Raw genomic sequence first — 12,659 nt, 5'->3', positions numbered from 1 at the left:
GTCGTCAAATAGAATAGTATAGAATTGCTATACGTATAATATTAAATTTTAAAAAATGACAGAATTATTATCAAAAGAAACTTTTTTAGAAAAAGTTTTTAATTTCGAAAAGAATAAAGAGTGGAAATTTGAGGGTGATTTACCTTGTATTATAGATTTTTATGCTGATTGGTGTGGGCCATGTAAAATGGTAGCACCTATTTTAGAAGAATTAAGCAACGAATATAAAGGAAAAGTGAATATCTATAAAGTTGATACTGAAGCAGAACAAGAATTAGCCGCAGCATTTGGAATTAGAAGTATTCCTTCTATATTATTTGTGCCTAAAGATACTGAACCACAAATGGCTCAAGGTGCTCTTCCTAAACACCAATTAGAGCAAATAATAAAAGACGTTTTAAAAGCTTAAATAAAACCTTAAGCTCATAAAAAAAGCCGCAATATATTGCGGCTTTTTTTATTTATAAATTTATGTTTTAAACCAACCCATTTTCAATTAAATATTCACCTATTTGAATGGTATTTGTTGCTGCGCCTTTACGTAAGTTATCTGCAACAATCCACATATTTAAAGTATTTGGTTGAGATTCATCTCTTCTTATTCTACCAACAAAAACCTCATCTTTATTATGTGCATAAATTGGCATTGGATACGTGTTTGTATCTAAATTATCCTGTACAATTACCCCAGGAGTTTCACTTAATAATTTACGAACATCAGCCAAATCAAAATCATTTTCAAACTGAACGTTTACAGCTTCAGAGTGGCCACCAGCAGTTGGAATACGAACCGCAGTTGCAGTTACAGAAAAAGAATCATCCCCTAAAATTTTCTTAGGCTCTTTTACCAATTTCATTTCTTCTTTGGTATATCCATTTTCTAAAAACACATCACATTGTGGAATTGCATTTCTGCTAATTGGATAATGATACGCCATTTCTCCTTTTATGCCTTGAATTTCGTTTTCAAGTTGTTGAACAGCTTTTACACCAGTTCCAGAAACGGATTGGTAGGTTGAAATTACCACACGTTTCATAGTATATTTTTTATGCAAAGGAGCCAAAGCCATAACTAATTGAATAGTAGAACAGTTTGGATTTGCAATAATTTTATCCTCTTTAGTTAGCACATTTCCATTTATTTCAGGTACTACTAACTTTTTAGTAGCATCCATCCTCCATGCTGAGGAATTATCAACAACCGTACAGCCAACTTCAGCAAATTTTGGTGCCCATAATTCAGAAGTGGCTCCACCTGCTGAAAATAAAGCAATATCAGGTTTTGCATTAACAGCATCTTGTAATCCAATAATTGTATAGTCTTTTCCCTTATATGCTAATTGTTTACCAACAGAACGTTCTGAGGCAACTAATAATAATTCAGTAATTGGAAAATTTCTTTCCGCTAAAACTTGTAACATTACGTTACCAACCATTCCTGTTGCACCTACAACTGCTACTTTCATCTTTTTAATTTTTAATTTTATTATGGATGCAAATTTTGTAAAAAAAGCCGACAAACCAATGCTAAAAAATAAATATTAACAAATAAATATTTTTTTGTTAAATAGCTGCGGTTCTAATAATTAAATAACTATTATTTTTACTTATATGGAATAGTTTTTGATGCAATTTTAAAAAGTTTTTATGAAAAAATTACAAATTACCCTGCTTTTATTAATCTTACCTTTTTTATCTTTTTCACAATATATTGAGGGAAAAGTATTAGATGCAACTACAAATAAACCTATTGAAGGTGTTAACGTATTTATGAAAGGAATTAATAGAGGAGCCATTACAAATGAAAAAGGGAACTATTATTTAAAATTTCCTTATGAAATTGTAAAAAATGACATTATTAGTTTTTCGCACATTGCATATGGTAAATTAGAAATTCCATATATTCAAAAGAAAAAAAATTACTCAGTAAGCTTACTAATTGATTTAAAAAAGTTAGAAGAAGTTAATCTATCTTCTAGTAGAAATCTAAAAAAGGCTATTTCATATAAAAAACTTTCTTCAATGAAAAGTGCTGTGCATTCTTTTGGCTCTTTATTGAAAGATGGAAAAATTTATGTAATTGGCGGAGATGTTTCAGGTGGAGAAGATATGTTCATGAAAACTTTGGAGTATTACCCTGATATAGATGATTTTGGTGAGTTTTTAGCCAAAGCAAATCGTTATTTCTCTTTTTCAAAAATCAGATATAATGGTGATTTACAAGTGTATGATATAAAAAATAATGCTTGGACAAAGTCAAAATCAAAATTTAAAAAAAGGGCTTATCATAATTTAAATTATTACAATAATAAAGTATATGTTTTAGGAGGTAAAAATAGTTCAGCAAATGGAAAATTTCAATACTTAGATGATAAAATAGAAATTTTCGATATAGACAAAGACACGCTATTTATTGATAACACCAATCCTCATCAATCAGTAGATTTTGCATCTTTCACTTATGATGATACTATGATTTTAATGGGAGGGTCTCTTAAATGGAACAATAATGGCTTTAAAGAGTATTCTAATAAAGTTCATTTGTATAATTTTAAGACTGGATATTGGTATCAATTAGGGAATATGCCAATAGCAAAAGAGACAAAAGGTATATTAATTGAAGATAAAATTTATTTAGTAGGCGGTTTTAATAATAAGCCGCTATCATCTATAGAAACTTTTGATTTAACAACTCAAAAATGGGAAAAAGAAGGAAACCTCTTATATGGAATTGGCAAACCGGCAATAACCCATAAAGACAATATTATTTACTTTTTTAATGATGGAAAAATAAGTACATACAACGTTTTAACAAAAGAATTAAACGAATATTTAATTGAGCTATTTTTAGAAGCATCAGAAATGTATTATAACAATAATACATTATATATAATTGGCGGTCTTAAAAGAACAAATTATTCTATGTATCCTTCATCTGAACTTTTCAGCATTGATATTAATGAATTTAACAATACAAAAGTTCATAATTCAAAAACACTTTAAACGTTTACAACCTTGAAAGCCTTAGAGTTTTTAAAGTTCCTATTGTTTATTTGAAACTCTAAATAGTTATTAGAATTTATGTATTTTTGCAAAAATTAAAAAGATATTAGATTTTAATATCTAATAAATTGTTTAACTAAAAAAGTATAGCATGCAACTGTACAATAAGTTAAGCGCTCAAGAACGTGCTCATTTAATAGATAAGGCGGGAAAAGACCGTTTAACCATTTCATTCTATCAATATTATAAGATAGAAAATCCACATATACTAAGAGACCATTTATTTATTGAATGGAACAAATTAAACGTATTAGGAAGAACGTATATTTCTAATGAAGGCATTAATGCACAAATTTCTGTTCCTTCAGAAAATTTGGAAGCATTAAAAAATCAATTAGACAGTGTATCTTTTTTAAAAGAATGCCGTTTAAATATTGCCATTGAACAGGATAATAAATCTTTTTTAAAACTAACAGTAAAAGTTAGAGACAAAATTGTTGCAGATGGTTTAAATGATGAAACTTTTGATGTTACCAACAAAGGTGTTCATTTAGATGCCGAAAATTTCAATAAATTATTAGCAGATCCAAACACTATTTGTGTAGATATGCGCAATCATTATGAAAGTGAAATTGGTTATTTTGAAAATGCAATTACACCAGATGTTGACACGTTTAGAGATTCGTTAGATATTATTGAAGCGCAATTAAAAGAGCATAAAGAAGATAAAAATTTATTGATGTATTGTACCGGCGGTATTCGTTGCGAAAAAGCCAGCGCTTACTACAAGCATAAAGGATTTAAAAATGTTTTTCAATTAGAAGGTGGAATTATAGAATATACCCGACAAGTTAAAAACAAAGGTTTAGAAAATAAATTTATTGGTAAAAACTTTGTTTTCGATCACAGAATGTCCGAGCGAATTTCTGATGATATTGTTGCTAATTGCCACCAATGTGGTGAACCTTGCGATACGCATGTAAATTGTGCTAATGAAGCTTGTCATTTATTGTTTATTCAATGTGAAAAATGTGCTGAAAAAATGGATGCCTGTTGTTCAACAGCCTGTCAAGATATTATTAAATTACCTATTGAAGTCCAAAAAGAATTGCGAAAAGGAATCCCTAACAGCAATAAAATCTTTAAAAAAGGACGTTCAGAAGTTTTAACTTATAAAAAATAAAAATGCAGAAAATAGAATTAATGGCACCTGCCGGAAATTTTGAATCGTTACAAGCCGCATTAGATAACGGAGCAGATTCAATTTATTTTGGTGTTGAGCAATTAAATATGCGTGCGAGAGCTTCAATTAACTTTACATTAGATGATTTACAAGAAATTTCTGATAGGTGTAAAGCTAAAAATGTTAGAACCTACCTTACGCTAAATACGATAATATACGATCACGATTTAACCATTGTTAAAACCTTGATTCAAAAGGCAAAAGAAGCAGATATTACAGCGGTAATTGCAATGGATCAGGCAGTTATTGCTACTGCAAGAGCAATTGGTATGGAAATTCATATTTCTACACAAATAAATATTACCAATATAGAAACTGTTAAATTTTATGCCATGTTTGCCGATACTATGGTGTTAAGTAGAGAGTTGAGTTTGCGTCAGGTTAAAAAAATTACTGATCAAATTGAAAAGGAAAATATTTGTGGTCCAGCAGGTAGGTTGGTGGAAATTGAAATATTTGGTCACGGCGCCTTGTGTATGGCAGTTTCTGGGAAGTGTTATATGAGTTTACATACGCATAATTCTTCAGCAAATAGGGGTGCTTGTAAACAAAATTGCAGAAAAAAGTATACGGTTATAGATCAGGAAACTGGTATAGAAATGGAATTGGATAACGAGTACATTATGTCTCCAAAAGATTTATGTACTATCGATTTTTTAAATGAAATTGTTGATGCTGGTGTAAAGGTTTTAAAAATTGAAGGAAGAGGAAGAGCACCAGAATATGTTGCTAAAGTAATTAAATGTTACCGAGATGCTATTGACAGTATTGATGCAGGAACTTACAGTAAAGAAAAAGTAATTACCTGGATGCAAGAGCTTGAAAAAGTTTATAACAGAGGATTTTGGAGTGGTTATTATTTAGGACAGCAATTAGGTGAATGGAGCAAAGGTTCAGGAAGCCATGCAACTCAAAAGAAAGTGTATTTAGGTAAAGGAATGCATTATTTTCCGAAAGCAAACATAGGGGAGTTTAAAATTGAAGCCTATGATATTACTATTGGAGATACTATTTTAATTACTGGACCAACTACTGGAGCAAAAGAAATGGAAGTAAAAGAAATGTTTGTAAATGACGTAAAAGGCAACAAAGCTACCAAAGGAGACTCTTGTACTATTCCTTTAGAATTTAGAATTCGCCCTTCAGATAAATTGTATAAAATTGTTGAAAATAAAGTAGAGGCTTAAAAGTTTAAGGTTAAAAAATCTGGAACCCAGTATTGTGAAAAAGGACATAAAAATACCTGAAGTAAGTGATGTGTTTATGGCTGTTGTTAAAGAATATAACAGTAATTTTCAATGTGAAGATTGGAATGCTTATATAATTAACAATAAACAAGTTGCTATTGAAATGGTTTTAATAGTTTCAAAAGGATATGACGAAGATACGTTAACAGAAACTTCATTAATGCGACATAAAATTGAAAAACTTCCTGCAAAATCATTTGCCAAGGTTGAATTAATGCAGGAGGTTATTTTAAAGCTTTCTAACTTTTTTAATGTTACATTTTTTGAAGGAAACACTATGTTCGATAAAAAATATTTGTTTGAAAAAGGCACGATTAAAGAAAGTGCTTTACGCAACATTCCTTTGTTAAATAAACGAGGTATATTAGTAAAATAATAAACATATAATATTATATTCATGAAAATCACTTTTTTTACTTTATTATTAAGCATCAGTTTTGTCACTTATTCCCAAAACATATCCTTATATGTTGGAACCTATACCGGTGCAGACAGCGAGGGAATTTATAAGTACGATTTTAATACAAAAACTGGAGAATTAAGTAACAAAAAATTAGTTGCAAAAGCTGAAAACCCTTCATTTATAACTTTTTCATCAGATAAAAAGCACTTATATTCAGTAAGTGAAAACGGTGAAAATAGCAATATAAATGCTTTTTCAGTTGGCAAAAATGGAATGCTGAACTTTATAAATCAAGCTTCAAGTAACGGTGCAAATCCGTGCCATGTACAACTTAACAAAAACAATACTAAGGCTGTTATTTCAAATTATACGGGAGGAACAATTTCAATTTACAATATTGAAAAAAATGGAAGTGTTAATGAGGCTTTTCAAGTTTTAGACCACAATACTGAAACCAAAAAATCTCATGCGCATTCGGCAAAGTTTTTTAAAAACAATTTATTTATTGCTGATCTTGGTCGTGATTTTTTAGCACAATATGATAAAAATGATAGCAAATATTCTTTAAAAGAAAATTTTAAAATGAAAGAAGGTGCAGGACCACGACATTTTGAAATTTCAAAAAAAGGAAAGTTTATTTATGTTATTAACGAGTTAAACTCTACTGTTTCGGTTCTTAAAAAAGATAAAGAAAGTTATACCAATATTCAAAATATAAGCACATTAAGTGATGATTTTAATAATGAAAGTTTTTGTGCAGATATTCATTTATCTAAAAATGAGCGTTTTTTATATGGCTCTAACAGAGGTGAAAATTCCATTGTAGTTTTTAAAAGAGATAAAAAAAATGGTACACTTCAAAAAATTCAAAATATACCTGTTCACGGAAATTGGCCTCGTAATTTTACAATAGCTCCAGATGGAAAATTTTTATTGGTGGCGAATCAAAAAAGTAAAAATATAAGCGTTTATAAAGTTAATAAAAGTTCTGGTAAACTTACTTTTTTACACAGTATTGAAGCTCCAACACCTGTTTGTTTATTGTTTTAATTCAAAGTAATAAATATTGTCTGAATCGCTATATCTGTATGTAGTTAGGTAACCGCTGTTTTCATTAATAAAAACCACACCTAATTCATCAAATTCTGAGTTAAATAGTTCCATTTTTTCTGGCAATCCCCAATAACCGTTTTTTTTAACAATTTTGAAAATATTAAAATCGCCTTGTTCTCTATAAATTTCTGTTATTTTTACTTTACCTTTTTCATCCGTTATATAAGAAGCTCCCGTTATTTTTCCTTCATAAATATTTGACACAAAATATAGTGTATTTTCATTGTAAATTGTAGGATTTAGAATTTCGAATTCGGGCTGCGAAATAAAGATAACTTCTCCTTTTTCCCATTCATTATTTTCATTTCTTTTGAATTCCAATAGGTGCAATCTTCTTTTTTCATTTGAAACCACAACCATTCTATTGCCATCTTTTGAAATTGTTGGATAGGTATATGAAAAATCTAACCTACAAATTGGTAAGGGTGTTATATCTTCAACCTTAAAATTGTTTAAAATTCCTTTGTAAATTGTATAATTATAATTTCCAATTGAATCCGCTTTTTTTGAAGTTCCCGTAAAGTAAATTTCATTTTTAAAAATTGCTACTGCACCTAAGTTATATTTTGAACCTATTTTAAATTTTGTTGATTTCGATTTTAAATCGGAGTAATACAGTTTATAATAACTGCTTTTATGGTTTGAAGCATAAATTAGACCTTCACCAAAAATTGTTGGAAAAATGTTTCCTTCAGAATTTAATGATAAGTATGTTTCGTATAAGCTAAGTTTATCATTTTCAGTAATTAGAATTTTTTCCTGTGCATTTATTTTAAAAATAATACAAAATAAAAATATAGCAATTCTAATTTTCATAAGAGACCCATTTAATTAACTTTCCAAAGTTAATCAATTAAAAGGTACTTAAAACTTTACCAAATTCGGTTACTTTATCCCAGTCTGTATATTCAATTTTGGTGTTTTTATCAGTTGGTCCTTTGGTCATCCACATAATAAACTGTATCATTATTCTATCAAAAGTCTTATACTTTTTATAATCTAACATCCCGGCAAAAACTTCAACAACTGTAGGTTTCCAATCAATATTTTTAAAAAATTTAATTACATATGGGTTGGTGTCTGGTTTATTTTTTTCAGGTTTACGAGCTACAAGATTAACTGAGAAAAATGCAGTTTTAATAGCATCTAATTTCAATTTATTTTTATTAATAAATTCAATTATTTTTTCATTATGTACACCATACCTAATACTTGAACCAATAATAAGTTTATTAAAACTGGCAACATCTTCGTTAAAATTATCTATTGAAAAAAGTTCAACATTGATATTATTTTTTTGAAGTTCGTTTACAAGTTGGTTACAAATTTTTAACGTTTGCCCATCAACTGTTGCGTATAAAATTCCAATTCTAACACTCATATTAAATGCATTTATTTAAATGTCTAAATTACTTAAAAAACAACTTTTTTAGTATGATATATGTCAACAAAAAAGCCCATTCAAATGAATGGGCTTTAATTTTTTTAAAAGAATTTAAACGCTTCTTAGATAACTTTTACGTTAACTGCATTTAAACCTTTTTTACCTTCTTTAAGTTCAAACTCAACAACATCTCCTTCTCTGATTTCATCAATCAGTCCAGAAACGTGTACAAAATAATCTGTGTTAGAACCTTCTTCTGTTACAAATCCAAAACCTTTAGACTCGTTAAAAAATTTTACTGTACCTTTTTTCATTGTTAAAAAATAAATTAAAGTGCTAAGTTAATATTATTTCGTAGCATCTAACAATTATTTTAAATAATATTGCAATTATTTTATTGTAAACCCTTACTAATCTATAAGTTCTGTTAAATTTTTAAACACTGTTTTCGGATTTTTGTTTTCGTATAAAATTTGATAAACAGCATTAATAATTGGGGTATTCACATTGTTTTTTTCATTTAATAAATAAGCACTTTTTGCTGCATAATAACCTTCAGCTATCATACTCATTTCCATCATAGCGCTTTTAACAGTGTACCCTTTTCCAATCATATTGCCAAACATTCTGTTTCTACTAAAAATTGAATATCCTGTTACCAATAAATCACCTAAATAAGCCGAGTTATTAATATTGCGTTTCATTTTATGAATTTTTTTTATAAAACGCTTCATTTCTCTAATAGAGTTAGACATTAAAACCGACTGAAAATTATCTCCATAACCCAAACCATGTGCAATACCAGCAGCTATAGCATAAATATTTTTAAGCATTGCCGCATATTCGGTTCCAATTATATCATCTGAAATTTTAGTTTTTATGTAATTACTTGAAATACAATCACCTAAAATTTTAGCTTTTGCTTCATCCTGACAAGCAATTGTTAAATAAGATAAGCGTTCCATAGCAACTTCTTCTGCATGGCAAGGTCCTGTAATAACCCCAATATTTTCAATTGGAATATTTAATTTTTTATTAAAATGCTCCCCAACAATTAGTCCACTTTCTGGAATAATTCCTTTAATTGCAGAAAACACAATTTTTGATGATAAATCAACTTTTATTTTATCAAGTTCTGCTTTTACAAAAGCTGATGGAATTGCAAAAATTAAAATATCTGCATATTTCACCATTTTATTTATATCACTAGAAAGGTTTAATTGATTTACATTAAACTCTGCAGAACTAATATAATTTGGATTGTGTTCGTTTTCTTTTATATAATCTATTGCGCTCTGATTCCGCATATACCAGCCTACTTGCTCTAAATTTTCACAAAGCATTTTTACAATGGCTGTTGCCCAACTTCCGCCGCCAAAAACGGCAATTTTAGGGTTTTTATTCATTTATTAAGATTTAGTTACACCAAAAGTAAAAAAACTAAATGAATTGCGCTCTTAAAACTGCGAAACAATGGTTTTTACACTTCTTAAATATGATTTTCCAAATAAGTTTAAATGTATTAACAGTGGGTATAAATTGTAAATATCTTTTCTAAAATTAAAGTCTTTTTCCAGCGGATATATTTCTTTATATATTTTATAAAATTCTTCTGAAAAACCTCCAAAAAGTAAACTCATAGCCAAATCAATTTCTCTATGTCCATAGTATACCGCCGGATCAATAAAAACTGCTTTATTATTTGGAGCGGCAATAAAATTTCCACTCCATAAATCACCATGTACAGCGCAGGGTTTTTCCTTTGGAATAAAAGAATCCAACTGGGTATATAAACTTTCAAATTGTTTTAATTCTTTGATTTGAAGCAAGTCTTTACTAAAAGCCAATTTAACTTGTGGTTTTAACCTGTTTTCAATAAAAAAAGCTGGAAAATCATTAAAAAATGTATTTTTTTGAACAAGTTGTCCCATGAAGTTTGAGTAATTTAATCCAAATTTTTCACTTTTATTTTGGTGTAAATTAGCCAATTGAATGGCGAAATTTTGCCAGAATTTGTTGGTTTCAAAAATACTGTCAATCCAACTTAAAACAAGATATATATTACCTTTAAATATTCCTTCAGAAATTATTTTTGGAGTAATTGCGCCATGAGTTTTTAAAAATTTTAAGCCTAAAGCCTCTTCTTTGAAACCATTTTCAAAAACAGATATATTATTTATTTTTACAAAATAGTTAAAACTTTCTGCAGAAATTTTATACGTACTATTTATAGAACCACCACCAATAGTTTGCCATTTAAACACTAATTTTCGGTGCAACTTATTATTAATTTCGTTTTCTATATGTTTTGCTAATTCTAAATTCATTTGCTTATATAACCAAACTTAAAAATTATTTTATTGAAATGAAGTGATACTTTTGTACTTTTATATTTTTACATTAAAAACCCAATTTGAGCGCACTTAAACGATTTTTTAAAGACACCATAATTTACGGAATTGCTGCTGTTTTACCACGTATAATTAACTTTTTATTAGTGCGTGTTCATACCGATGCTTTACCAACTAATAATTACGCAGAAAATACCAATTTTTATATTTGGATTGCCTTATTGGCTGTTCTTTTAACTTTTGGAATGGAAACTGCTTTTTTTAGGTTTTACAAAACGGAAGAAAAAAAGGATGCTTTAATTTCTACAGCATTTATTAGCGTTTTTAGTACAGCAATTATATTTGTGGTTATTGCATTTTTGTTTTCAGATTTTTTTACATCCATATTCGATTTTAAAAACAATCCTTTACAATTAAAATTACTAATTGGGATTATTGCAATAGACACGCTTATGGTAATTCCATTTGCTTATTTAAGAGCTTCTAACAGACCTTTAAAATATACAGCAATAAAATTAATTAATGTTGCAATTATAGTGGCAATTAACCTCTTATTTTTAAAATTTATTCCTGAATTACAAGCCAAAGGAAGTAGTATTCCTAAATTTTTAACTGAATTATCAACTAGTACTGCAAAAGTTAATTTTATTTTTATTGCAAATATTATTGGAAGTGCTTGTTCATTTATTTTAGTGCTTCCGTATTTATTAAAATTCAAATGGAGTTTTAATAAAGTATTATTTAAAAAAATGGTTTCTTATAGTTGGCCAATTGCAGTTGCAGGTGTAGCTTATGTAATTAATGAAAATTTAGACAAAATATTAATTGGTAAAATGATTGATAAAAACGCGATGGGTATTTACTCTGCTTGTTATAAATTGGCAATTTTTATGAATTTATATATTATGGCCTTTCGCTTAGGTGCTGAACCCTTCTTTTTTAACCATTCTGATAAAAAAGATGCTAAAGAAACCTATGCTAAAATCCTAAACTATTTTATTATTGTTGGTGCTTTAGTTTTTGTTGGGATTGTAGTTTTTATTGATATTTTAAAACGACCATTTATTAATGAAGCATATTGGGATGCTATTATTATTGTGCCCATTGTACTTTTAGCAAATCTTTTTTTAGGTGTGTATCACAATTTAGCTATTTGGTATAAGCTAACTGATAAAACGCGATTTGCAATGCTATTCTCTATTATTGGAGCCATAATAACCATAGTTGTAAATATTGTAATGATTCCAAAAGTTGGATTTATAGCTTCAGCCTGGGCTACTTTACTGGCATATGGAACTATGATGCTCCTCTCCTATTTTATAGGAAAAAAATACTACCCTGTTCCATATAATTTAAAAAAATCTGGAAGTTATTTAATAGTTTCAATTGTAATAGCTTATATTTCTTTTAATTATTTTAGAGAAAATTATTTAGTTTCCATAGCATTGGTAATTTTATTTGGATTACTTATTTACTGGAATGAAAGAAAAGAATTATTAACAATTTTAAAACGAAAATAGCAGAAAAATTATTTAAAAATGGTACTTGAAAAATTTAACGATCAAACAGGAATACTTGAAACACTATTTAATGGAGAAGTTACCTTATTAGAAGTAGTAAATTATATTATTAGAACAAAGGAAAATAAAAAATATCCTAGAACCCTAAAAATATTTACAGATTCAAGTGATGCCATTTTTAATTTTTCAATAGAAGATTTAAATATAATTATGGAGGAAAATTTAAAATCTTTAAAAAACTACTCTTGTATTATTGATGCAATTATTGTTGATAATCCTAAAAACACGGTACTCACAATGTTATATGCTAAATTAGCAGAAACAAAGAAATATAAATTTAAAGTCTTTGCTACCAAAGAGGCTGCTTTAGATTGGTTGCAATTAAATTAAAATAT

At 28.3% G+C, this 12,659-nt stretch carries 14 protein-coding genes; 8 read left to right on the top strand and 6 right to left on the bottom strand.

What is annotated here, in order from left to right; genetic code table 11:
* Positions 1–55: 55 nt before the first annotated feature.
* Complete coding sequence (gene trxA, locus BX611_RS04665) at positions 56–409, top strand: thioredoxin (RefSeq protein WP_115878564.1); 354 nt, start codon at positions 56–58, stop codon at positions 407–409.
* A gap of 67 nt (positions 410–476) precedes the next feature.
* On the opposite strand, the gene BX611_RS04660 is transcribed toward trxA, so the two are convergent.
* Positions 477–1,466, bottom strand: coding sequence for an aspartate-semialdehyde dehydrogenase (locus BX611_RS04660; protein ID WP_115878562.1), 990 nt, complete (start codon positions 1,464–1,466; stop codon positions 477–479).
* A gap of 181 nt (positions 1,467–1,647) precedes the next feature.
* Here BX611_RS04660 and BX611_RS04655 point away from each other — a divergent pair, with 181 nt between their 5' ends.
* The 5 genes from BX611_RS04655 (at position 1,648) to BX611_RS04635 (ending at position 6,946) form a co-directional block, all read left to right on the top strand.
* The gene (locus BX611_RS04655) at positions 1,648–3,003 is read left to right on the top strand and encodes a Kelch repeat-containing protein (protein WP_115878560.1); all 1,356 of its coding nucleotides are present in this window, start codon (positions 1,648–1,650) and stop codon (positions 3,001–3,003) included.
* A gap of 151 nt (positions 3,004–3,154) precedes the next feature.
* The gene (gene trhO / locus BX611_RS04650; RefSeq protein WP_115878558.1) at positions 3,155–4,186 is read left to right on the top strand and encodes an oxygen-dependent tRNA uridine(34) hydroxylase TrhO; all 1,032 of its coding nucleotides are present in this window, start codon (positions 3,155–3,157) and stop codon (positions 4,184–4,186) included.
* A gap of 2 nt (positions 4,187–4,188) precedes the next feature.
* Positions 4,189–5,433 carry a peptidase U32 family protein gene (locus BX611_RS04645; protein ID WP_115878556.1) on the top strand — a complete coding sequence of 415 codons (1,245 nt, stop codon included), beginning with the start codon at positions 4,189–4,191 and terminating at the stop codon, positions 5,431–5,433.
* A gap of 34 nt (positions 5,434–5,467) precedes the next feature.
* Positions 5,468–5,869: a hypothetical protein gene (locus BX611_RS04640; protein WP_115878554.1), complete on the top strand. Its 402-nt coding sequence runs from the start codon at positions 5,468–5,470 to the stop codon at positions 5,867–5,869.
* A gap of 21 nt (positions 5,870–5,890) precedes the next feature.
* The gene (locus tag BX611_RS04635) at positions 5,891–6,946 is read left to right on the top strand and encodes a lactonase family protein (RefSeq protein WP_115878552.1); all 1,056 of its coding nucleotides are present in this window, start codon (positions 5,891–5,893) and stop codon (positions 6,944–6,946) included.
* Here the strand turns inward: BX611_RS04635 and BX611_RS04630 are convergent.
* The 5 genes from BX611_RS04630 to BX611_RS04610 all read right to left on the bottom strand — a co-directional run bounded on the left by BX611_RS04630 (position 6,935) and on the right by BX611_RS04610 (position 10,720).
* Positions 6,935–7,825, bottom strand: coding sequence for a hypothetical protein (locus tag BX611_RS04630; RefSeq protein WP_115878550.1), 891 nt, complete (start codon positions 7,823–7,825; stop codon positions 6,935–6,937). The two genes, BX611_RS04635 and BX611_RS04630, sit on opposite strands and share 12 nt — an antisense overlap.
* 37 nt (positions 7,826–7,862) lie before the next feature.
* The gene (hemG, locus tag BX611_RS04625) at positions 7,863–8,390 is read right to left on the bottom strand and encodes a menaquinone-dependent protoporphyrinogen IX dehydrogenase (RefSeq protein ID WP_115878548.1); all 528 of its coding nucleotides are present in this window, start codon (positions 8,388–8,390) and stop codon (positions 7,863–7,865) included.
* 125 nt (positions 8,391–8,515) lie between these two features.
* Entirely contained in the window at positions 8,516–8,707 is a 192-nt protein-coding gene (locus BX611_RS04620; protein ID WP_115878546.1) for a cold-shock protein, read from the bottom strand.
* A 96-nt stretch (positions 8,708–8,803) separates the two neighbouring features.
* On the bottom strand, positions 8,804–9,799 hold the full coding sequence (locus tag BX611_RS04615) for an NAD(P)H-dependent glycerol-3-phosphate dehydrogenase (RefSeq protein WP_115878544.1): 996 nt from the start codon (positions 9,797–9,799) through the stop codon (positions 8,804–8,806).
* A 51-nt stretch (positions 9,800–9,850) separates the two neighbouring features.
* On the bottom strand, positions 9,851–10,720 hold the full coding sequence (locus BX611_RS04610) for a fructosamine kinase family protein (protein WP_115878542.1): 870 nt from the start codon (positions 10,718–10,720) through the stop codon (positions 9,851–9,853).
* Between the two features lie 86 nt (positions 10,721–10,806).
* Between BX611_RS04610 and BX611_RS04605 the strand changes: the two genes are divergently transcribed.
* Both BX611_RS04605 and BX611_RS04600 read left to right on the top strand, forming a co-directional pair.
* Positions 10,807–12,264, top strand: coding sequence for an oligosaccharide flippase family protein (locus tag BX611_RS04605; RefSeq protein WP_115878540.1), 1,458 nt, complete (start codon positions 10,807–10,809; stop codon positions 12,262–12,264).
* A gap of 18 nt (positions 12,265–12,282) precedes the next feature.
* Positions 12,283–12,654, top strand: a complete 372-nt coding sequence (locus BX611_RS04600; RefSeq protein WP_115878538.1) for a hypothetical protein — start codon at positions 12,283–12,285, stop codon at positions 12,652–12,654.
* Positions 12,655–12,659 lie beyond the last annotated feature (5 nt).

Source organism: Lutibacter oceani (assembly GCF_003384935.1).
GTDB lineage: Bacteria > Bacteroidota > Bacteroidia > Flavobacteriales > Flavobacteriaceae > Lutibacter > Lutibacter oceani.
The sequence above is the reverse complement of the archived record's forward strand: the minus strand, read 5'-3'. Positions and strand labels throughout refer to the sequence as shown.